18 protein-coding genes are annotated in these 22980 nt (G+C 65.5%); 13 read left to right on the top strand and 5 right to left on the bottom strand.

Going from position 1 to position 22980, the window contains the following annotated elements; all coding sequences use genetic code 11:
* Positions 1–80 precede the first annotated feature (80 nt).
* From I6F37_RS36500 to I6F37_RS36490, 3 genes are all read right to left on the bottom strand, one after another.
* Positions 81–872, bottom strand: a complete 792-nt coding sequence (locus tag I6F37_RS36500) for a Bax inhibitor-1/YccA family protein (protein ID WP_036008808.1) — start codon at positions 870–872, stop codon at positions 81–83.
* A 281-nt stretch (positions 873–1153) separates the two neighbouring features.
* A complete protein-coding gene (locus I6F37_RS36495; RefSeq protein WP_225130744.1) occupies positions 1154–3721 on the bottom strand; it encodes an ABC transporter permease in 2568 nt (855 codons plus the stop codon).
* Positions 3718–4437 (bottom strand): ABC transporter ATP-binding protein, encoded by a 720-nt coding sequence (locus I6F37_RS36490; protein WP_057026565.1) that lies wholly within the window; start codon positions 4435–4437, stop codon positions 3718–3720. Before I6F37_RS36490 ends, I6F37_RS36495 begins: the two co-directional genes overlap by 4 nt.
* A 55-nt stretch (positions 4438–4492) precedes the next feature.
* Here I6F37_RS36490 and I6F37_RS36485 point away from each other — a divergent pair, with 55 nt between their 5' ends.
* From I6F37_RS36485 to I6F37_RS36430, 12 genes are all read left to right on the top strand, one after another.
* On the top strand, positions 4493–5128 hold the full coding sequence (locus I6F37_RS36485) for an arylesterase (RefSeq protein WP_036008792.1): 636 nt from the start codon (positions 4493–4495) through the stop codon (positions 5126–5128).
* Positions 5129–5304: 176 nt separating this feature from the next.
* Positions 5305–5841 (top strand): RNA 2',3'-cyclic phosphodiesterase, encoded by a 537-nt coding sequence (gene thpR / locus I6F37_RS36480; RefSeq protein WP_027572985.1) that lies wholly within the window; start codon positions 5305–5307, stop codon positions 5839–5841.
* A gap of 240 nt (positions 5842–6081) precedes the next feature.
* Entirely contained in the window at positions 6082–7269 is a 1188-nt protein-coding gene (gene zapE, locus I6F37_RS36475) for a cell division protein ZapE (protein WP_036008788.1), read from the top strand.
* 240 nt (positions 7270–7509) lie between these two features.
* Entirely contained in the window at positions 7510–8478 is a 969-nt protein-coding gene (gene mdh, locus I6F37_RS36470) for a malate dehydrogenase (protein WP_025032846.1), read from the top strand.
* A gap of 203 nt (positions 8479–8681) precedes the next feature.
* Complete coding sequence (gene sucC, locus I6F37_RS36465; protein ID WP_036008785.1) at positions 8682–9881, top strand: ADP-forming succinate--CoA ligase subunit beta; 1200 nt, start codon at positions 8682–8684, stop codon at positions 9879–9881.
* 4 nt (positions 9882–9885) lie between these two features.
* The gene (locus tag I6F37_RS36460; RefSeq protein ID WP_036008783.1) at positions 9886–10365 is read left to right on the top strand and encodes a DUF1579 family protein; all 480 of its coding nucleotides are present in this window, start codon (positions 9886–9888) and stop codon (positions 10363–10365) included.
* A 36-nt stretch (positions 10366–10401) separates the two neighbouring features.
* The gene (sucD, locus tag I6F37_RS36455) at positions 10402–11286 is read left to right on the top strand and encodes a succinate--CoA ligase subunit alpha (RefSeq protein ID WP_036008780.1); all 885 of its coding nucleotides are present in this window, start codon (positions 10402–10404) and stop codon (positions 11284–11286) included.
* Between the two features lie 137 nt (positions 11287–11423).
* Positions 11424–14381, top strand: coding sequence for a 2-oxoglutarate dehydrogenase E1 component (locus tag I6F37_RS36450; RefSeq protein WP_036008777.1), 2958 nt, complete (start codon positions 11424–11426; stop codon positions 14379–14381).
* A 161-nt stretch (positions 14382–14542) separates the two neighbouring features.
* Positions 14543–15784: a 2-oxoglutarate dehydrogenase complex dihydrolipoyllysine-residue succinyltransferase gene (gene odhB, locus I6F37_RS36445; RefSeq protein WP_036008775.1), complete on the top strand. Its 1242-nt coding sequence runs from the start codon at positions 14543–14545 to the stop codon at positions 15782–15784.
* Between the two features lie 54 nt (positions 15785–15838).
* A complete protein-coding gene (locus I6F37_RS36440) occupies positions 15839–16600 on the top strand; it encodes an SDR family oxidoreductase (RefSeq protein WP_128265196.1) in 762 nt (253 codons plus the stop codon).
* Positions 16601–16652: 52 nt separating this feature from the next.
* Positions 16653–18053, top strand: a complete 1401-nt coding sequence (gene lpdA / locus I6F37_RS36435; RefSeq protein WP_225154058.1) for a dihydrolipoyl dehydrogenase — start codon at positions 16653–16655, stop codon at positions 18051–18053.
* A 34-nt stretch (positions 18054–18087) separates the two neighbouring features.
* Positions 18088–18618: a hypothetical protein gene (locus tag I6F37_RS36430; RefSeq protein WP_225114551.1), complete on the top strand. Its 531-nt coding sequence runs from the start codon at positions 18088–18090 to the stop codon at positions 18616–18618.
* A 189-nt stretch (positions 18619–18807) separates the two neighbouring features.
* Here I6F37_RS36430 and I6F37_RS36425 read toward each other — a convergent pair whose 3' ends face one another.
* Positions 18808–19395 (bottom strand): DUF4337 domain-containing protein, encoded by a 588-nt coding sequence (locus I6F37_RS36425; protein WP_036008765.1) that lies wholly within the window; start codon positions 19393–19395, stop codon positions 18808–18810.
* 85 nt (positions 19396–19480) lie between these two features.
* Positions 19481–20446 (bottom strand): tyrosine recombinase XerC, encoded by a 966-nt coding sequence (locus I6F37_RS36420; RefSeq protein WP_225141890.1) that lies wholly within the window; start codon positions 20444–20446, stop codon positions 19481–19483.
* Between the two features lie 113 nt (positions 20447–20559).
* Between I6F37_RS36420 and I6F37_RS36415 the strand changes: the two genes are divergently transcribed.
* A complete protein-coding gene (locus tag I6F37_RS36415; protein WP_225154057.1) occupies positions 20560–22764 on the top strand; it encodes a primosomal protein N' in 2205 nt (734 codons plus the stop codon).
* Positions 22765–22980: the final 216 nt, after the last annotated feature.

The following is a 22980-nucleotide window of genomic DNA, read 5'->3' as shown; positions in this document are numbered from 1 at the left end:
TGACGGGGAGAGGCCGTACCCTCAAAACAAAAACCCCGGCCTTTCGGCCGGGGTTCGTGTCCGTTCTCTCGTCTCAGAGCTTACTCGCGCTGGCCGAGGAGCTGCAGCAGCAGCGTGAACAGGTTGATGAAGTTCAGGTACAGCGACAGTGCGCCGGTGATGGCCGAACGCTCTGCGACGTCACCGCCGGCCGAGGCATAGCCGTAGATGTAGTCGTTCTTCAGCCGCTGGGTATCCCAGGCGGTCAGGCCCGAGAACACCAGCACGCCGACCACCGACACGATGAACTGCAGCATCGAGCTGGCCAGGAACAGGTTCACCAGGCTGGCGAGAACGATGCCGATCAGGCCCATGAACAGGAACGAGCCCATGCCGGTCAGGTCACGCTTGGTGGTGTAGCCGTAGAGGCTCAGCGCACCGAAGGTCGCCGCGGTGATGAAGAACACCCGCACGATCGAGGTGTGCGTGAACACCAGGAAGATCGACGACAGCGAGATGCCCATCAGCGCCGCGAACACCCAGAACAGGATCTGGGCGGTCGAGGGTGCCAGACGGTTGATGCCCGCCGAGATCACGAACACCATCGCGAGCGGCGCCAGGATGAACAGCCACTTCAGGGGGCTGACGAACATGGCGTAGCCGAACGGTGTCAGGAACACCTTGCCGACGCGGACGGCGTCCGCCGTCGGAACGTCGGTCACGGCGGCCATGTAGACGCCGAGCGCGGCAAGGCCGGTGATGGCCAGGCCAATGCTCATGTAGTTGTAGATGCGCAGCATATAGGCGCGCAGGCCGGCATCGACCGTCGCGGCGTCAACACGCCCGGCGGCCCTGCCGAAAGGAGAAGCGTAGTTACGGTCTAGGTCCGACATGGTCGAATTCCCGTTGGTTGGTCCGGTCCGGCACGAGGGTCGCCATGCCGCCGGTTCGTCAAATTCTATCTCGGAGACCGCTGCCAGCCGACTGAATTTTGGCTCACAATCGGGACTCCGAACCCATCCGATATGTGGGAAACTAACACATTCGCCGCAACCTTCCACGCGCGGCTGAATGTCGCCCTCGGCGTCAATCCTGACGCGAAGTTGACGGGGTAGCGTGGTTAATCGCGGAAACCGGGCCGATTCCGGGCAGCTCGATCAGCCGCTACATTTTGTCACAAATTTCGCAACACCGTCGCGGGCTTTTTGTTCAATGCCAGCAGCGTGCCGGCAAGCCCGAGCCCGACGGTCACGACCAGCGCGGCGGCGACCACGCCGGCGGCGCTGCCGGCCTGCCAGACGAAGCTCAGCGTCATCAGCCGCGTCACGATCAGCCAGGCCGCGATGCTGCCCGCGATCACCCCGAACACCGCGGTGGCAAGGCCGATCAGCAGGTATTCGAGGGCATAGGCGCCGAGCAGCCGCAGCCGCGTCGCGCCGAGGGTCTTGAGGATTACCGCATCATAGACGCGGTGGCGGTGGCCGGCGGCGAGCGCCCCGCCCAGCACCAGGATCGCCGAGATCAGCGTCACGGCGCTGGCGCCGCGGATCGCCAGGGCCAGATTGGTCACCACAGAGCCGACCGTCTCCATCACCTCGCGCACGCGCACGCTCGTCACCATCGGATAGGCGTCGGCGACCTCCTTGATGATCCTGCCGTCGCCCGCCTTTCCGCCCGCTTCCGTCAGCGTCGCGATGTGGGTGTGCGGCGCGCCCTTGAAGGCGTTGGGCGAGAACACCAGGACGAAATTGATGCCGAGACCCTGCCAGTCGATCGTGCGCAGATTGCTGATCTTGGCCGGAATGTCGCGGCCGAGCACGTTGACCACGACCTCGTCGCCGAGCTTGAGGCCGAGCCCGTCGGCAATCTTCTTCTCCAACGAGACCAGCGGCGGGCCGGAATAATCGGCGCGCCACCATTCGCCCTCGACCACCTTGGAGCCCTTCGGCAGCTCGGCGGTGTAGGTCAGGCCGCGATCGCTCTGCAGCACCCATTCGGAATCCGTGGTCGGCTTGAGCTCCTCGGCGCGCACCCCGCGCGCGGCGACGATGCGTCCGCGCAGCATCGGCACGTCCTCGATCCTGGCGCCGGGGGCGATCTGGCGCAGATAGCCATCGAACTGCTCGGCCTGCGCGCTCGGAATGTCGATGAAGAAGAACGATGGCGCCTGGTCGGGGAGCGCCGCCAGGAACTGCCGGCGCAGATTGCCGTCGATCTGGGTGATGGTGACGAGCACGGCGAGCCCGAGCCCCAGCGACAGCACGACGGACGGCGTCAGCGCGCCCGGCCGGTGGATGTTGGCGATCGCAAGCCGCAGCATCGGCAGCCGCGTCCGTGGCAGCCGTCGTGCGATCGTCATCAGCAGGGCGGCGATGCCGCGCAGCAAGGCGAACACGACCACTGAGGAGGCCACGAACACCGCGGCGATGCGCCTGTCGAACGACAGGCCGATCACGACCGCGATGAGGAGTGCGATCACGACGGCCATGAACACGAGATAGCTCGCGCGTGGCCGGTGCCATTCGGAGCTGATGGTGTCGCGGAACAGCGCGGCCACCGGCACGTCGTGCACGCGCGCGAGCGGCCACAGGCCGAAGGCGAGCGCGGTGAGGAGGCCGTAGAGGAAGGACAGCGCGAGCTCGTCGGTGTGCACGGCCGGCACCACCGGCAGCGGCAACAGCTTGCCGAACAGGCCAACGATCGCAAAGGGCATCGCGGCGCCGAGCGCCAGGCCGATCACGGACCCGATCGCGGCCAGCAGGACCACTTGCGCCAGGTAGATGCCGAACACGTCCCGGCCGGTGGCCCCGACGGCCTTGAAGGCGGCGATCACCTCGAGCTTGCGGTCGATGTGACTCTTGACGGCATTGGCGACGCCGACGCCGCCGACTAGCAGCGCGGCAAGGCCGACCAGCGTCAGGAACTGCGTGAAGCGGTTGATGTTGCGCTCGAGCTGCGGCGAGGCGTTGGAGCGGCTGCGGATCTCCCAGCCGGCCTGCGGCGCGGCGCTGCGCGCATCCGCGATGAAGGCTTCGGTGGCGCGCTCGTTGTTAGCAGCCTCCGGCAGCTTGACCCGGTAGACCCAGCGCACCAGGCTGCCGGGCTGGATCAGGCCGGTGGCGCGCAAGGCCGCCTCGCTGATCAGAAAGCGCGGCCCGAAGCCGATGCCGCCGGCCAGCTTGTCGGGCTCGGCCTCGACGGTGGAGCGGATCTGGAACGTTGCGGACCCGATCGTGACGCGGTCGCCGGTCTTGAGCGAGAGCCGCGCCAGCAGCGTCGGATCGGCGGCGGCACCGAACGCGCCGTCGCGTTCCGCGAGCAGATCGGACATCTCCAGCTGCGGCGCAAGCTTCAACTTGCCGAGCATCGGATAGGTGTTATCGACCGCCTTCATCTCGACCAGCGCCAGCTTGCCGTCAGCCGAACGCGCCATGCCGCGCAAGGTCGCAGCCGCCGACAGCGTGCCGCGCGAACGCAGGAACGCGACCTCTTCCGGCTTGGCCTCGCGCTGGAACAGCACGAAAGAGACGTCGCCGCCAAGCAGCGTGCGGCCTTCGCGCGCGAGACCGTCGCTCAGGCTCGCGGACACCGAGCCGACGCCGGCAATCGCCATCACGCCGAGCGCGATGCAGGCGATGAAGACGTAGAAGCCGCGCAGGCCGCCGCGCAATTCACGCAAGGCGTAGCGCAGCGACAGCGCGACGGCGTTGGGCTTCGGGAACGATTCGGCCGCGGCGCTCATGCGGGCGCAGACTGCGTGTCGATGCGCCCGGAACGCAGGCGGATGACGCGATCGCAGCGATGCGCGAGCGAGGAATCGTGCGTCACCAGCACCAAGGTCATGCCGCGCTCGGCATGCTTGCTGAACAGCAGATCGACGATCTGCTTACCGGTTGCTTCGTCGAGATTGCCGGTCGGCTCGTCAGCGACCAGGATCGCGGGATCCGGCGCCAGCGCGCGGGCGAGCGCGACGCGCTGCTGCTCGCCGCCGGAGAGCTGGGTCGGATAATGATGCAGGCGGTCACCGAGCCCGACCGATTGCAGCTCCTCTGCCGCGCGCTTGGCGGCATCGGGATTGCCGGCAAGTTCGAGCGGCACAGCAACGTTCTCCAGCGCCGTCATGGTCGGGATCAGGTGAAAGGACTGGAAGACGATGCCGACCTGGCGGCCGCGGAAGCGCGCCAGCGCGTCCTCGTCGAGGGCATTGAAAGGCGTGCCATTCACCACCACCTCTCCGCTATCAGGACGTTCCAGCCCCGCCATAACCATCAGTAGCGTGGATTTGCCCGAGCCTGACGGGCCGATCAGTCCGATCGTCTCGCTCCGGCCGACCCGCAGGCTGATATCCTTGAGGATGTGAACGCGTGCCGCGCCCGTGCCCAATGAGAGGTTGACGTTGGAGATGGCGATGGTGTCCGCGGTAGCGGCGAGCGAAGAGGGGTCGATGCGAGTGTCCATGGTCCGGTCATATGGCAAGTCCGCACGCGGGGTCGAGAGGCGTTACGGATTGTTCATGCACATAGCCGTGTTGATGCTCGCCGTCATGACGATGGCGAACCCCGCTTGGGCGGGTGCGACAAAACCGGTCAAGCTGGTCGTCCTCGGCGATTCCCTAAGCGCGGGCCTTGGCCTTCCGGCCCAGGAGGCGTTCCCCCAAAAGCTTCAAAAAGCCTTGCGGGCCAAAGGCATAGAGGTCGACATGACCAATGCCGGGGTGTCCGGCGACACCACCTCGGGCGGCCGCGACCGGCTCGACTGGTCGGTGCCCGATGGAACTGACGGTGTCATCGTCGAGCTCGGCGCCAATGACGCGCTGCGCGGCATCGATCCCGACGTGGCGCGCGCCGCGCTGACCGACATCGTCCAGCGGCTCAAGGCGCGAAAGATTGCGGTCATGCTCTGCGGCATGCTGGCGCCGCCGAATTACGGCGCCGAATACGCCGCGCGCTTCAATTCGATTTATCCGGATCTGGCGAAGACATTCGACGTGCCGCTCTATCCGTTCTTCCTCGAAGGCGTCGCGGCCGAGGCCAAGCTCAACCAGGCCGACGGCATTCATCCGACCGCTGAAGGCGTCGACATCATCGTCGGCAGGATCATGCCCATGGTGGAGGCATTCATTGGCACGATCGCTGAGCAACGGCGTTGAAAACCAGGCAGCGCTAACCCTAATTCCCAGGGTTTTACCGGGGTGAGGCGCGGTGTGCTTCGCAGAGTCACACAACTGCGATAGGAATCAGGGTACCGGTGATTCGTCGCCGGCTCTAATTTGGATATGGTTCTCGCTGTTCGAGCACCGTACCCAAGCATCGGGAGTGCGAAACGATGCCGCGTTTGTTCACGGGTCTGGAAATTCCGGCCGAAATTGGCCAGTCGCTTTCCAACTTGAGAGGTGGCCTCCCCGGCGCCCGCTGGATCGATCCCGAAAATTATCACGTCACCCTGCGCTTCATCGGCGACATTGACGGGGCTTCCGCCAACGAGATCGCTTCGATGCTGTTTCGCGTCGACCGCAAGCCGTTCGAGGTGAAGGTGCAGGGGCTCACCAGCTTCGGCGGCCGCAAGCCCCGCGCGGTGGTCGCCACGATTGCGCCGAGCAAGCCGCTGATGGAATTGCAGGCCGAGCTCGAGCGCATGATGCAGCGGATCGGCCTCGACCCGGAGGGACGCAAGTTCATTCCGCACGTCACGCTTGCGAGGCTGCACGATGCCTCCGACCGCGACGTCGCCGATTATCTCTCGCTGCGCGGCTATTTCCCGAGCAAGGCGTTCATGGCCGAACGCTTCGTGCTGTTCTCCTCGCGCGCGTCCACCGGCGGCGGCCCGTATGTGGTCGAGGATGCCTACGAGCTGTGTGAGTAATTTCTTTCTTAACCTCTCCCCGCTTGCGGGGAGAGGTCGGATCGCTCTCGCGATCCGGGTGAGGGGGGACAGGTCTTTCGATGGATCTCATACGCGGATAGAGCCCCTCACCCCGACCCTCCCAGCGCGAGCGAAGCTCGTCGCGCCCCCGTAAGAACGGGGCGAGGGAGAAGAAACGCGCATACCTCTGACCCCATTTCACGGCTTGCAATTTCCGTCCGTCTCTGGCGGTAAAGAGCCATGCTCTCCACCCCAAATCCCTCATTCCGCGAGGCCTATCAGGCCGAGATCGCGTCCGGCGCGATCGAGCCGGATCCCGCGCAGGCCGAGGTCGCCGAGGCCTATGCGGCGCTGGACCTGCGGCTTTCGACCTACAAGCCCACCCGCAAGCAGGGCCTGCTCAGCCGCCTGTTCAGCTCTGGTGACAAGGACGAGGCGCCGCGCGGGCTTTACATCCACGGCGAGGTCGGCCGCGGCAAGACCATGCTGATGGACCTGTTCTTCCAGCACTCATCGGTCGAGCATAAGCGCCGCGCGCATTTCCACGAGTTCATGGCGGACGTGCACGAGCGCATCTACGATTATCGCCAGAGCATCGCGCGCGGCGAGATCGCCGACAGCGACGTCATCGCTCTGACGGCCAATGCGATCTTCGAGGAGAGCTGGCTGCTCTGCTTCGACGAATTCCACGTCACCGACATCGCGGACGCGATGATCCTGGGCCGCCTGTTCGCCAAATTGTTCGAGCTCGGCACCGTCGTGGTCGCGACCTCCAACGTCGCGCCCGACGATCTCTACAAGGGTGGCCTGAACCGCTCGCTGTTCCTGCCCTTCATCAAGCAGATCAGCGACCACATGGACGTCGCGCGGCTCGATGCGCGCACCGACTTCCGCCTGGAGAAGCTGCAGGGCGTGCCGATGTGGCTGACACCGGCCGATGGCGATGCGGACGCCGCGCTCGATCGGGCCTGGAAGCGGATGACGGGCGGCGCCAAATGCCGCTCGCGTGACATTTCGATCAAGGGCCGCATTCTGCACGTGCCGTGCTCGGCCCATGGCGTGGCGCGATTCTCCTTCGCCGACCTCTGCGAGCAGCCGCTCGGTGCATCCGACTACCTCAGGCTGGCGCACGACTATCACACCCTCCTGGTCGACCATATTCCAGTGATGGACCTCTCCCAGCGCAACGCGGCCAAGCGCTTCATCACCCTGATCGATACGCTCTATGACAACGCCGTGAAGCTGATGGCCTCGGCCGACGCCAATCCGATCTCGCTCTACCTCGCGACCGATGGCACCGAGGCCATGGAGTTCAACCGGACCGCCTCGCGCCTGATCGAAATGAGCTCGGAATCCTATCTGGCGCTGCCTCACGGCCGCAAGGATTCCACCGCTAGCGGCTCGACCAAGGGCTTGGTCGAGACTTAAGTCCTATCCCCGCCGTCATTCCGGGGCGTCGCAAAGCGACGAGCCCGGAATCCATACTCCGGATGGTGGTTATGGATTCCGGGCTCGCGCTTCGCGCGCCCCGGAATGACGGCCGGGGTATGCTGGCTGCTATCTCGGCAAGCCCGACAATTGGGCATTGGGCGACTTGAACGGGGGAGACGAAAGGGATAACCACCCGTCTCAGTTTCCCCTCCTTACGTGTCTAAAGGACAGGTTCACATGGCGCGCGACAAGATTGCTTTGATTGGCTCCGGCCAGATCGGCGGAACGCTGGCTCACCTCATCGGCCTGAAAGAACTGGGCGACGTCGTGATGTTCGACATCGCCGAGGGCGTGCCGCAGGGCAAGGCGCTCGACATCGCGCAGTCCTCGCCGGTCGACGGCTTCGACGCCCACTACACCGGCGCGAACTCCTATGAGGCGCTCGACAACGCCAAGGTCTGCATCGTCACCGCCGGCGTGCCGCGCAAGCCCGGCATGAGCCGCGACGACCTCCTCTCCATCAACCTCAAGGTCATGGAGCAGGTCGGCGCCGGCATCAAGAAGTACGCCCCCGACGCCTTCGTCATCTGCATCACCAACCCGCTCGATGCCATGGTCTGGGCCCTGCAGAAGGCTTCGGGCCTGCCGCACAAGAAGGTCGTCGGCATGGCTGGCGTGCTGGATTCGGCCCGCTTCCGCTACTTCCTCGCCGACGAGTTCAACGTCTCGGTCGAGGACGTCACCGCCTTCGTGCTCGGCGGCCACGGCGACACCATGGTGCCGCTGGTGAAGTACTCCACCGTCGCCGGCATCCCGCTGCCCGACCTCGTCAAGATGGGCTGGACCTCACAGGCGCGCCTCGACGAGATCGTCGACCGCACCCGCAACGGCGGCGCCGAGATTGTCAACCTGCTCAAGACCGGCTCGGCCTTCTACGCCCCTGCCGCCTCCGCGATCGCGATGGCCGAGAGCTATCTGAAGGACAAGAAGCGCGTGCTGCCCTGCGCCGCCTATCTCAACGGCGAGTACAGCGTGAAGGACATGTATGTCGGCGTGCCCGTCGTGATCGGCGCCAAGGGCGTCGAGCGCGTGGTCGAGATCGAACTCGCCGGCAAGGACCGCGAGGCGTTTGACAAGTCGGTCGGTGCCGTGCAGGGCTTGGTCGATGCCTGCAAGAAGATCGCACCCGATCTTCTCGGCCGCTAAGGCAAAGCAATACCCGCCGAAGATCGAAACCCGGTCTTCGGCGGTTTCACTTCCGGACCCCGGCTACCGGGGTGGGGTTCCGGTCTCGGCAGATCTCGATTGTCAAAGAATCCGGGTTGCAGTTCCTGTGGTATATGGTATGCCAGCCACAAGACTGAGGTGGGCCCATGAGGTCACCGCCCGCGGGTTCAGGGAGCGACCATATGAATATCCATGAATATCAGGCCAAAGCGCTGCTGCATGAATTCGGCGTTCCGATTTCGCGCGGCGTAGCGGTTCTCAAGGCCTCGGACTCCGACGCCGCCGCAAGACAGCTTCCCGGCCCGGTCTGGGTGGTGAAGAGCCAGATCCATGCCGGCGGGCGCGGCAAGGGTAAGTTCAAGGAAGCATCCGCCGGCGACAAAGGCGGCGTCCGCATCGCCAAGTCGGTGGAAGAGGTCAACGAATTCGCCAAGCAGATGCTGGGCGCGACGCTGGTCACCGTGCAGACGGGACCTGCCGGCAAGCAGGTCAACCGCCTCTACATCGAGGACGGCTCCGACATCGACAAGGAATTCTACCTCTCGATCCTGGTCGACCGCGAGACCTCGCGCGTCTCCTTCGTGGTGTCGACCGAAGGCGGCGTCAACATCGAGGACGTCGCGCACAACACGCCGGAGAAGATCGTGACCTTCTCGGTCGATCCGGCGACCGGCATCATGGGCCATCACGGCCGCACGGTCGCGAAGGCGCTGAATCTGTCCGGCGACCTCGCCAAGCAGGCCGAGAAGCTCACCGCGCAGCTCTACGCGGCCTTCGTCGCCAAGGACATGTCGATGCTGGAGATCAATCCGCTGGTCGTGACCAAGCAGGGCGAGCTCCGCGTGCTCGATGCCAAGGTGTCCTTCGACGACAACGCCCTGTTCCGCCATCCCGAGATCGCGGTGTCGTTGCGCGATCTGACCGAGGAAGACGCCAAGGAAATCGAGGCGTCGAAATACGATCTCAACTACGTCACGCTCGACGGCAATATCGGCTGCATGGTCAACGGCGCCGGTCTCGCCATGGCGACGATGGACATCATCAAGCTCTACGGCATGGCGCCGGCCAACTTCCTCGACGTCGGCGGCAGCGCCAGCAAGGAGAAGGTCGCGGCCGCGTTCAAGATCATCACCGCCGATCCCAACGTGAAGGGCATCCTGGTCAACATCTTCGGCGGCATCATGAAGTGCGACGTGATCGCCGAGGGCGTCACGGCTGCGGTTCGCGAGGTCGGCCTCAGCGTGCCGCTGGTGGTCCGTCTCGAAGGCACCAACGTCGAGCTCGGCAAGAAGATCATCCGTGAATCCGGACTGAACGTGGTGCCCGCCGACAATCTCGACGACGCCGCGCAGAAGATCGTGAAGGCCGTCAAGGGAGGCTAGCGCCATGGCCCAGGACCATCTCGCCGCATCATCTCCGCTCCCCGAGCATGCGCGCCTCGCCGCGTTCGCCGGCGAATGGGATGGTGAGGAGATGGTCTTCCCGTCGCGCTGGACGGCGGGCGGGCCGGCGACCTCGCGCACCGTCGCGCGCATGGATCTCAACGGGTTCTATCTGATCCAGGACTCGATCCAGATGCGCGACGGCAAGCAGGTCTTCGCCACCCACGGCATCTTCACCTTCGACCGCGACGACCGGACCTACAAATTGTTCTGGTACGATTCGCTCGGCTATACGCCGCCATCGCCCGCCTCGGGCGGCTGGGCCGGCAAGACCCTGACGCTGGTGCGCGGTTCGCTCCGCGGCAATGCGCGCCACGTCTACGAGATCATCAATGAGGATTCCTACTCGTTGAAGATTCAATTCTCGCCGGACGCGGAAGGCTGGTCCGACGTCCTCACCGGCGTCTACCGCCGCATCCACTGACCCACTCACTCTGTTAGTTTCGCGAAAGCAGACCTCATGTCCATCCTGATCGACAAGAACACCAAGGTCATCTGCCAGGGCTTCACCGGCAAGAACGGCACCTTCCACTCGGAGGCCGCGATCGCCTACGGCACCAAGATGGTCGGCGGCACCTCGCCGGGCAAAGGCGGCTCGACGCATCTGGGCCTGCCGGTGTTCGACACCGTGCGCGAGGCGCGTGAGAAGACCGGCGCCGACGCTTCGGTGATCTACGTGCCGCCGCCGGGCGCAGCCGACGCGATCTGCGAAGCCATCGACGCCGAGGTCCCGCTGATCGTCTGCATCACCGAGGGCATTCCTGTGATCGACATGGTCCGCGTCAAGCGCTCGCTGCTCGGCTCCAAGTCGCGCCTGATCGGGCCGAACTGCCCGGGCGTCATGACCGCCGGCGAGTGCAAGATCGGCATCATGCCCGCCAACATCTTCAAGACCGGCTCGGTCGGCATCGTCTCCCGCTCGGGCACGCTGACCTATGAAGCCGTGTTCCAGACCTCCCAGGAAGGCCTCGGCCAGACCACCGCGGTCGGCATCGGCGGCGACCCGGTCAAGGGCACCGAGTTCATCGACGTGCTGGAGATGCTGCTCGCCGACCCCAAGACCGAATCGATCATCATGATCGGCGAGATCGGCGGTTCCGCCGAGGAGGACGCCGCCCAGTTCCTCAAGGACGAGGCCAAGCGCGGCCGCAAGAAGCCGATGGTCGGCTTCATCGCCGGCGTCACCGCCCCTCCCGGCCGCCGCATGGGTCATGCCGGCGCCATCATCTCCGGCGGCAAGGGCGATGCCGGTTCCAAGACCGAGGCGATGAAATCCGCAGGAATTACAGTGTCCCCGTCGCCCGCCCGCCTCGGCCACACGCTTGCCGAAAAGTTGAAAGGCTAATTCAGTTCTTCGTGCTTTTCCGGGCGAAGTTTCGCAGCAAATAGGGTAAAGGGTGCCTGTCGCGTCGAGCCCTGTCGGGGGAGCTCGGCGCCAGCGCCGTTTGTTATGCGCGAATCGAAATCGCCAGGAACTCAAGTATGTCTCGCCAAGACGCGAACGCAGCCTTTGCCCTGTCATCCTTTTTGCAGGGCACCAACGCCACCTACATCGACGAAATCTACGCCCGCTACCAGAAGGACCCGTCCTCGGTCGATGCCGAGTGGCAGGAGTTCTTCAAGAGCCTGAACGACGCGCCGGCTGACATCAGCAAGAACGCGGAAGGCCCGTCCTGGGAGCGCGACAACTGGCCGCTGACCCCGAAGGACGATCTGACCTCCGCCCTCGACGGCAACTGGGCCGAGGTCGAGAAGACGGTCAGTGGCAAGATCGCCGCCAAGGCGCAGGCCAAGGGGGCCGACATCTCCTCCGCCGACCTGCTTCAGGCGACGCGCGATTCCGTCCGCGCCCTGATGCTGATCCGCTCCTACCGCATGCGCGGCCACTTCCACGCCAAGCTCGATCCGCTCGGCATCGAAGCCCAGCGTAACCGCGAAGAGCTCGATCCGCGCACCTACGGCTTCAGCGAGGCCGATTTCGACCGCAAGATCTTCCTCGATCACGTGCTCGGCCTCGAATACGGCACGTTGCGCGAGATCACCGCGATCTGCGAGCGCACCTACTGCCAGACGCTCGGCGTCGAGTTCATGCACATCAGCAACGCGGCGCAGAAGGCCTGGATCCAGGAGCGCATCGAGGGACCCGACAAGGAGATCTCGTTCACGCGCGAAGGCCGCAGGGCCATCCTGCAGAAGCTGATCGAAGCCGAGGGTTTCGAAAAGTTCTGCGACACCAAGTTCACCGGCACCAAGCGCTTCGGCCTCGACGGCGGTGAAGCCCTGATCCCCGCGCTCGAGCAGATCATCAAGCGCGGCGGCAATCTCGGCGTGAAGGAAATCGTGCTCGGCATGCCGCATCGCGGCCGCCTCAACGTGCTGACCCAGGTGTTGGGCAAGGCCCATCGCGCACTATTCCACGAGTTCAAGGGCGGCTCGGCCAATCCCGACGCGGTCGAAGGCTCCGGCGACGTCAAGTATCACCTCGGCGCCTCCTCGGACCGCGAGTTCGACGGCAACCGCATCCACCTGTCGCTGACCGCCAACCCCTCGCATCTCGAGATCGTCGATCCCGTCGTGCTCGGCAAGGTCCGCGCCAAGCAGGACCAGCACGGCGATCCCCCTGATATGCGCATCTCCGTGATGCCGCTCCTGATGCACGGCGACGCCGCGTTCGCCGGCCAGGGCGTGGTTGCTGAATGCTTCGGCCTGTCCGACCTGAAGGGCTACCGCACCGGCGGCTCCGTGCACTTCATCGTCAACAACCAGATCGGCTTCACCACCTATCCGCGCTACTCGCGCTCCTCGCCCTATCCGTCGGATGTGGCGAAGATGATCGATGCGCCGATCTTCCACGTCAACGGCGACGATCCGGAAGCCGTCGTGTTCGCGGCCAAGGTCGCGACCGAATTCCGGCAGAAGTTCCACAAGCCCGTCGTCATCGACATGTGGTGCTACCGCCGCTACGGCCACAATGAGGGCGATGAGCCGGCCTTCACCCAGCCGGTGATGTACAAGCGGATCGCCGCCCATCCCTCGACGCTGACGCTCTACTCCAAGCGCCTGATCGCGGAAGGCGTCGTCACCGAGGGCGAGGTCGACAAGCTGAAGGCGGACTGGCGCGCCCGGCTCGATGCCGAGTTCGAGGCCGGCACCTCCTACAAGCCGAACAAGGCCGACTGGCTCGACGGCAAGTGGGCGGGCTTCAAGATCGCCGACCAGGAAGAGGATGCGCGGCGCGGCGTCACCGGCGTCGACATCGCCACGCTGAAGGACATCGGTCGCAAGATCACCAAGGTGCCGGACGGTTTCCGCGTTCACCGCACCATTCAGCGCTTCCTCGATAACCGCGCCAAGGCGATCGAGAGCGGCAACGGCATCGACTGGGCGACCGGCGAGGCGCTGGCGTTCTGCTCGCTGCTCAACGAAAACCACCACGTCCGCCTGTCCGGACAGGATTCGGAACGCGGCACCTTCTCGCAGCGCCATTCGGTCCTGATCGACCAGGAAGACGAAAGCCGCTACACGCCGTTCAACCATCTCGGCCACGAGCAGGGCCATTACGAGGTCATCAACTCGCTGCTGTCGGAAGAAGCCGTGCTCGGTTTCGAATACGGCTATTCGCTCGCCGAGCCGAACACGCTGACGCTGTGGGAAGCCCAGTTCGGCGACTTCGCCAACGGCGCGCAGGTCGTGTTCGACCAGTTCATCTCGTCAGGCGAGCGCAAATGGCTGCGCATGTCCGGTCTGGTCTGCCTGTTGCCGCACGGCTATGAGGGCCAGGGGCCGGAGCACTCCTCGGCGCGCCTCGAGCGTTACTTGCAGATGTGCGCGGAAGACAACATGCAGGTGGTCTACCCGACCACGCCGGCGAACTATTTCCACGTGCTGCGCCGGCAGCTGCATCGCGAGATCCGCAAGCCGCTGATCATGATGACGCCGAAGTCGCTGCTGCGTCACAAGCGGGCGGTGTCGCGTCTGGACGAGCTCGCGAAGGGCACGACCTTCCACCGCATCCTCTACGATGACGCCCAGATGCTGCCGAACGAGGCGATCAAGCTCGTCCCTGACGAGAAGATCCGCCGCATCGTGCTGTGCTCCGGCAAGGTCTATTACGACCTCTACGAGGAGCGCGAGAAGCGCGGCATCGACGACATCTACCTGATGCGAGTCGAGCAGCTCTATCCGGTGCCGCTGAAGGCGCTGGTGGCCGAGCTGTCGCGCTTCAAGAAGGCCGAGATGGTGTGGTGCCAGGAAGAGCCCCGCAACATGGGTGCCTGGCACTTCATCGAGCCCTATCTGGAATGGGTGCTGAACCAGGTGAACGGCGCGAGCCGGCGTCCGCGTTATGTCGGCCGCGCCGCTTCCGCCGCGACCGCAACGGGTCTGATGTCCAAGCATCAGGCTCAGCTGAAGGCGTTCCTGGACGAAGCACTGAGCTGAGAAGTTTTTTTAGGACTCTGTCATGCCCCGCGAAGGCGGGGCATCCAGCTCCGCGGCTTTCGTTCTGATCACGAAAGTCACGGCGTACTGGATTGCCCGTCTTCGCGGGCAATGACGTATGAATTCATGACCGCTACCTGCGATCCCTTGAGGAAGAGACCATGACTGAAATTCGTGTGCCGACGCTCGGCGAATCCGTCACCGAGGCCACCATCGGCCGCTGGTTCAAGAAGGCCGGCGACCCCGTCGCCGTCGACGAGCCCTTGGTGGAGCTCGAGACCGACAAGGTCACCATCGAAGTCCCCGCGCCGACCGCCGGCACGCTGAGCGAGATCATCGCTGCCGATGGTGCGACCGTTGCCGTGGGCGCGCTGCTCGGTCAGATCACCGATGGTGCCGGCGCAGCCAAGCCCGCCGCCGCGCCGGCCAAGGCTGCGGCGCCTGCAGCTGCTGCCGCCGCTCCCGCGCCGGCTCCCGCTGCCGCGAAGGCGCCGCCGGCCGATGCGCCGCTCGCGCCGTCGGTGCGCAAGCTCTCCGCCGAGACCGGCATCGACGCCTCGACCGTGCCGGGCTCCGGCAAGGACGGCCGCGTCACCAAGGGCGACATGCTGGCCGCGATCGAGCGCGCCGCCTCGGCGCCGACGCCGGTCAACCAGCCCGCCGCCGCCGTGCAGGTCCGCAGCCCCTCGCCGGCCGATGACGCCGCCCGCGAAGAGCGCGTCAAGATGACCCGGCTGCGCCAGACCATCGCGCGCCGGCTCAAGGACGTGCAGAACACCGCCGCCATGCTCACGACCTTCAACGAGGTCGACATGACCAACGTCATGGCGCTGCGCGCACACTACAAGGACGCGTTCGAGAAGAAGCACGGCGCCAAGCTCGGCTTCATGGGCTTCTTCACCAAGGCCGTCGTGCAGGCGCTGAAGGACATCCCGGCCGTCAACGCCGAGATCGACGGCAGCGACCTGATCTACAAGAACTACTACCACATCGGCGTCGCCGTCGGCACCGACAAGGGCCTGGTCGTGCCCGTGGTGCGCGACTGCGACCACAAGTCGATCTCCGACATCGAGAAGAGCATCGCCGATTTCGGCCGCCGCGCCCGTGACGGCCAGCTCAAGATCGACGAGATGCAGGGCGGCACCTTCACCATCACCAATGGCGGCATCTACGGCTCGCTGATGTCGACCCCGATTCTGAACGCGCCGCAGTCCGGCATCCTCGGCATGCACAAGATCCAGGAGCGGCCGATGGTCGTCGGCGGCAAGATCGAGGTCCGCCCGATGATGTATCTGGCGCTGTCCTACGATCACCGCGTCATCGACGGCAAGGAAGCCGTCACCTTCCTGGTCCGTGTCAAGGAGAGCCTGGAAGATCCGGCGCGCCTGGTGCTCGATCTCTGATCCCCGATGCTTTGCGAGCGCCGTCGCGACTGATGCGACGGCGCGTGTCGAACCATGGAGGCGCGCGTGACGGATAAAGTCGTTGTCATCACCGGCGGCAGCCGCGGCATCGGGCGGGCGACCGCGCTTGCGGCGGCCGCGCGCGGTTTTCGCGTCGTGGTCGGCTATGCCAGCAACAAGCAGGCCGCCGACGAGGTGGTCGCGCAGATCGCGGCCAGCAACGGCAAGGCCATCGCGGTGAAATGCGATGTCGCCGAAGAAAGCGACATCCTCAATCTGTTCAAGGAGGCCGACAAGTTCGGCACGCTCGGCGCGCTCGTCAACAATGGCGGCATCGTCGGCAAGAGCGGCGTGCGCGTCGACGAGATGTCGGCCGAGCGCATCCAGCGCGTGATGGCGGTGAACGTCACCGGCTCTATCCTCTGCGCGCGCGAGGCGGTGAAGCGGATGTCGACCAAGCACGGCGGCACGGGCGGAGTCATCGTCAACCTGTCGTCCGTCGCTGCGCGGCTCGGCTCGCCCAACACCTATGTCGACTACGCCGCGTCCAAGGGTGCGGTCGATTCCTTCACCGTCGGCCTCGGCCATGAGGTCGCGGGCGAGGGCATCCGCGTCGCCGCGATCCGTCCCGGCCTGATCGACACCGACATCCACGCTGCCGGTGGCGAGCCCGACCGCGCCCATCGCCTGGCCCATCTGGTGCCGATGAAGCGCGTCGGCACCGCCGATGAAATCGCCAATGCCATCGTCTGGCTGATCTCGGACGAGGCCTCCTACGTCACCTCAGCCATTCTCGATGTGTCCGGCGGACGCTGACGCGCCGCGCTGACGCATCCTCACCACGCCTAACCTTACGGGACTTTTTCTCATGGCTACCTACGATCTCGTCGTCATCGGCACCGGACCGGGCGGTTATGTCTGCGCGGTACGCGCGAGCCAGCTCGGCATGAAGGTCGCCGTGGTCGAAAAGAACGCGACCCTCGGCGGCACCTGCCTCAATGTCGGCTGCATGCCGTCGAAGGCGCTGCTGCACGCCTCCGAAATGTTCGAGGAAGCCGGCCATTCCTTCGCCAAGATGGGCGTCAGCGTTTCCGCGCCGAAGCTCGATCTGCCCGCGATGATGAACTTCAAGCAGCAGGGCATCGACGGCAACGTCAAGGGCGTCGAGTTCCTGATGAAGAAGAACAAGATCGACGTGCTCAAGGGCACCGGCAAGATCCTCGGCACCGGCAAGGTCGAGGTCTCCGCCGACGGCAAGTCGCAGGTGGTCGAGACCAAGAACATCGTGATCGCCACCGGCTCCGACATCGCGCGCCTGAAGGGCATCGACATCGACGAGAAGCGCATCGTGTCCTCGACCGGCGCGCTGTCGCTGGAGAAGGTGCCAGGCAGATTGCTTGTCATTGGCGCCGGCGTGATCGGGCTTGAACTCGGCTCTGTGTGGCGCCGGCTTGGATCCGAAGTCATGGTGGTTGAATTCCTCGATCGCATCCTGCCCGGCATGGACGGCGAGATCGCCAAGCAATTCCAGCGTATTCTTGAAAAGCAGGGATTTGCATTCAAGCTGGGCTCCAAGGTGACCGGCGTTGAGGCGAACAGCAAGGCATTGCTCGCGAAAATCGAACCGGCTTCCGGCGGTGCCGCCGAGACCATCGAAGCCGACGTCGTGCTCGTCTGCATCGGCCGCGTGCCCTACACCGACGGTCTCGGCCTCAAGGAAGCCGGCGTCGCGCTCGATGCGCGCGGCCGGGTCCAGATCGATCCGCATTTCGCCACCAGCCTGAAGGGCGTCTATGCCATCGGCGACGTCGTTGCCGGCCCGATGCTGGCGCACAAGGCCGAGGACGAAGGCGTTGCGGTCGCCGAGATCATCGCAGGCCAGGCCGGCCACGTGAATTACGATGTGATCCCGGGCGTCGTGTATACCACGCCGGAAGTGTCCTCCGTCGGCAAGACCGAGGAGGAGCTCAAGCAGGCGGGCGTGGCTTACACGGTCGGAAAGTTTCCGTTCACCGCCAACGGCCGCTCCAAGGTCAACCAGACCACTGACGGTTTCGTGAAGATTCTGGCGGATGCCAAGACCGATCGCGTGCTCGGCGTCCACATCATCGGCCGCGAAGCCGGCGAAATGATCCATGAAGCGTGTGTTCTGATGGAATTCGGCGGCAGTGCGGAAGATCTCGCGCGCACCTGCCACGCCCATCCGACGCGCTCGGAGGCCGTCAAGGAAGCCGCGCTTGCGGTCGGCAAGCGAGCCATCCATATGTAACGACGCGCCCAGCGCCGAACCGGGCGGGAAACACATGCTGCGCCGCCTTCTTCAACCGGTCTGGGTCCTGCTTGCGATCATCTTCCTGATCGAAGCCTGGCTGTGGGATCATCTCGAGCCGATCGTCGCCAGGATCGTCGCAGCCATCCCGCTGGCGCGCTTCAAGCATTGGCTGACGGAGCGCGTCGATGCGCTCTCGCCGGCCATGACGCTGCTCGTGTTTGCGGTGCCCGTCGTCCCGCTGTTTCCGCTCAAGCTGGTCGGGCTGTGGCTGCTCGCGCATGAATACTGGACCGGCGCATTCTTCACGATCGTGTTCGGAAAGCTCGTCGGCGTCGGCGTCACCGCCTTCGTGTTCGACGTCACGCGCGCCAAGCTGCTGGAGATGCGCTGGTTCGAGCGGATCTACGCCCTGGTGCTGAGGGTGCGCGCCAAGGCCGCCGAGCTGGTCGACCCGATCAAGCGCCGCATCCGCGAGCTGATCGCCGGCAACGGCGAAGGCTGGTCCTACCGCACGCTGCGTATGATCCAGCGCTTCAGGAAGAGCGTGCACCAGGCGCGGTGATCTTCGCCACCACAAGGACCGTCCGTAGCCCGGATGGAGCGCAGCGCAATCCGGGACAGGCGTCCCCGCTCTATCCTCCGTCATTGCGAGTGCAGCGAAGCAATCCAGTATCTTTCCCCGGAGGCAGTCTGGATTGCTTCGTCGCAAGGGCTCCTCGCAATGACGCGGTGAGAACCCGGCCTCAACACCTCAATGCAAATGCAGCAGATGTGGCCACCACAGGCCGAGCGCGGTCATGAACAGGCCGGCGATCGTCAGCGCGCCGCCGACATAGGCGAGCGCGATCATGCCGGTGATGATGGTGGCGGACGCCAGCACGATGCCGATCTGGAAGGCGGCCGAGGCCAGCTCGAAATGGTGGTACTTCGCGGTCGCCTCGTCGCGGGCGTGCTCGGCGTGCTTGGCCTTGTCTGCAAGCTGCTCGGTACCTTCGCCGGTCTCGGGCTCGGAGCGGTAGCGCTGCGCGGTCTTGGTCCAGTCGTCGATCTGCTTCTGCACGGCGGGCTTCTGCGCCTCGGCCGCGGCGGCCAGTGTCAGCTTGCCCTGTTCCGCCGCGGTCACCACCACGGTGCGGCGGATGCTCTTGGCCTGGAAGAACGCCCAGAGATTGGCGGCTTCGACGTTCTTGCTGATCGATTCGGTCTGGGCACCCTTGCCGAGCGTCTCCGAGATCGCCAGGAACAGCGCCAGCACGGCGATCAGAAGAGCGATCTTCTTGTTCGAGCCGGACGCGTGTTCGGCGTGCTCGGCATGCTCCATGCTTTCATGTGCGCCCATATAATGTCCCTCCTGTGCCGGTTCCCACGATTTGACCGAACCGTGGGCGCTGTGCAAGAGGCACGCGAGCTATGACGAGAGTGTGTCAGCGCCGCGGATGGGCGCTGGCATACACCTCGAGCAGCCGCTCGGAATCGATGCCGGTATAGACCTGCGTCGTCGAGAGCGAGGAATGGCCGAGCAATTCCTGGATGGCGCGCAGATCGCCGCCGCGCGAGAGCAGATGCGTGGCGAAGGAATGCCGCAGCGCGTGCGGCGTGGCGCTGTCGGGAAGTCCCAGCGCGCCGCGCAGCCGCTCCATCGCGAGCTGGATGATGCGCGGGCTCAAGGGGCCGCCGCGCGCGCCGACGAAGATCGGGCCGTCCGCCGGAAGCGGATAGGGGCACATCGCGACGTACTCCTGCACCAGCGCCAGCACGTTCTGGAGCACCGGCACCATGCGCGTCTTGTTGCCCTTGCCGGTCACGACCAGCACGTCGCCTTCGCCGGGTTTCGGCACCTCGCGGCGCTTGAGACCCAGCGCCTCGGAGATGCGCAGGCCCGAGCCATAGAGCAGCGCCATCACCGCGGCATCGCGCGCCAGGATCCAGGTCTCGCGCTCCTCGCCGGCGCGCTCGTCGGCGTCGGCAAGACGTTTGGCCGATGCCATCGGCAGCGGCTTCGGCAGGCTCTTGGCGACCTTTGGCGCGCGGATCGCCGACAATGCGCCGACCTTGCCCTTGCCCTCTCGCTCCAGAAAACGTCCGAACGAGCGCAGGCCCGCCAGTGCGCGCATCAGCGAGCGGCCGGCAATGTCGTCGGCCCGGCGCATCGCCATGAAGGCGCGCACGTCGGTGGCTTCCAGCGCTGCAAACCGCTCCAGCGTCACCCGCTCGCCCCAATGGGCACAGAGAAAATCCAGGCATTGCCGCAGATCGCGGCCATAGGCCTCCAGCGTCTTCGGCGACAGCCGCCGCTCGGCACCGAGATGCGCCAGCCAGCGCGCCATCTCCTGCGCGATCGAGGGATCGGCGCTGGCGAGCTCGATGTGTGGGGCGGCCGCTTTGCTCATGCGCTCTGGACGTGGTGATTCCGCACAGTATATCGCATCACACTCGTTTATCGTTCGCTAAGGCCGCCGCGCGGCGCTAGCCTCAAAGCCTCAAGGTTCCGATTCCCCCGCTCATGGACCAATCGCCGCGCAAAGACACCGCCCCCGCCACCCGCATGGTCGACGTGCTGGTGCCGGTCGCGCTCGACCAGACCTATTCCTACAAGGTGCCGCGCGGCATGGAGCTGAAGGCTGGCGATCTCATCAGTGTGCCGCTCGGTCCGCGCGAGGTGCTGGCCGTGGTCTGGGGCGAGAACGCCAATCCCGATCCGCGCCTGCATAACCGCCTCAAGGAGGTCAGCGAGAAGCTCGACATTCCGCCGCTCAAGCCGGAGCTGCGCTCAGTGGTGGACTGGGTCGCCAATTACACGCTGAGCCCGCGCGGCATGGTGCTGCGCATGTGCCTGCGCATGGGCGAAAATCTCGGCCCGGAGCGGGTGCGCGCCGGCGTGCGCCTGACCGGCAATCCGCCGAAGCGTCTGACGCCGGCGCGCCAGCGTGTCATCGCGCTGCTGTCGGACCGGCTGCTGCACGGCAAGTCCGAGGCGGCCAAGGAGGCCGGCGTCTCCTCGGGCGTGATCGACGGCCTCGTCGATGAAGGCACGCTCACGGTTGAGCCAATGCCGCCGCCGCCTCCGCCGCCGGCACCCGATCCGGAATTCGGCCGGCCGGATTTTTCGCCGCTGCAGCGTGCCGGTGTGGATGCGATGCGCGCGCTCGCGGCCAACGGCACCTTCCATGTCGCGCTGCTCGACGGCGTCACCGGCTCGGGCAAGACCGAGGTCTATTTCGAAGCGGTCGCCGAGGTGATCCGCCGCGGCAAGCAGGCGCTGATCCTGATGCCGGAGATCGCGCTGACCGGCCAGTTCCTCGATCGCTTCGCGCAGCGTTTTGGCGTGCGGCCGATCGAATGGCATTCCGAGCTCACCCCGCGCACCCGCGCGCGCAATTGGGCCGCGATCTCCGAAGGTTCGGCGCCGGTCGTGGTCGGCGCGCGTTCGGCGCTGTTTCTGCCTTACGCCAATCTTGGCCTCATCGTCGTCGATGAGGAGCACGACCAGGCCTACAAGCAGGACGACGGCGTGCATTACCACGCCCGCGACATGGCGGTGGTGCGCGGACATATCGCAAAAATTCCGGTCGTGCTGGCCTCGGCGACGCCGTCGGTGGAATCCGAGGTCAATGCGCGCAAGAACCGCTATCAGCGCATTGCGCTGCCCTCGCGCTTCGGTGGCCAGCACATGCCGCATATCGAGGCGATCGACCTGCGCCGCGAGCCGCCCGCGCGCGGCCGCTTCATCTCGCCGCGGCTCGCCGGCGAGATCAGAACCGCGATCGAGCGGCGCGAGCAGGCGCTCTTGTTCCTCAATCGCCGCGGCTATGCGCCGCTGACGCTGTGCCGTGCCTGCGGCCATCGCTTCGCCTGCACCATCTGCGATGCTTGGCTGGTCGATCATCGTTTCCGCCAGCGCCTGGTCTGCCACCATTGCGGCTTCTCGATGCCGCGCCCGCACATCTGCCCGAACTGTTCGGCCGAGGAATCGCTGGTCGCGGTCGGACCCGGCGTCGAGCGCCTGCAGGAGGAGGCGGCCGCGTTGTTCCCGCAAGCGCGCACCATGGTGCTGTCGAGCGATCTCATCACCTCGATTGAGACGATGCGAAGCGAGCTCGCCGAGATCGCGGAGGGCCGCGTCGACATCATCATCGGCACGCAGCTCGTGGCCAAGGGTCACAACTTCCCGCGGCTCAATCTGGTCGGCGTCGTCGATGCCGATCTTGGCCTTTCCAACGGCGATCCGCGTGCGGCCGAGCGTACCTGGCAATTGCTCAACCAGGTGATCGGCCGCGCCGGCCGCGAGCAGGGCCGCGGCGTCGGCTATCTGCAGACCCACCAGCCCGATCATCCCGTGATGCGGGCGCTGATCGCCTGCGACCGCGAGGCGTTCTACGACAGCGAGATCGAGCTGCGCGAGAAGACGCTCTATCCGCCGTTCGGCCGGCTCGCCAGCCTGATCATCTCCGCCGGCGACCGCCCGGGCGCCGAGGGCTTCGGCCGCAAGCTCGTCGCGCTGGCGCCGCGCGACGAGCGCGTCGTCGTGCTCGGCCCGGCCGAAGCCCCGCTCGCCGTCATCAAGGGCCGCTACCGCTTCCGCATCCTGGTGAAATCGGCGCGCGGTTTCGACCTGTCGGACTACTTGCGCAACTGGCTCGCGGTCTGCCCGAAGCCGACAGGCAATCTGAAGCTGGAAGTCGACGTCGATCCGCAGAGCTTTTTGTAGGGCCACCGCAGCCATACCCTCTACTGTCATTCCGGGGCGCGCGTAGCGCGAGCCCGGAATCCATCGGGCGGCAGAGTTTGTGGATGAATCGATTCCGGGTTCGCGCTCCGCGCGCCCCGGAATGACAAAACAAAAAAAGCCCGCGGTCCCCCAAGACCGCGGGCTTGTTTCACGTGCGCAGCAAACTGATGAAAACTGCGCGCTCGATCAGGCGCG

The organism is Bradyrhizobium sp. NBAIM08, from assembly GCF_020193935.1.
In the GTDB taxonomy this organism is placed as follows: Bacteria; Pseudomonadota; Alphaproteobacteria; order Rhizobiales; family Xanthobacteraceae; genus Bradyrhizobium; species Bradyrhizobium yuanmingense.
This window is presented reverse-complemented; position numbering and strand designations above follow the sequence as displayed.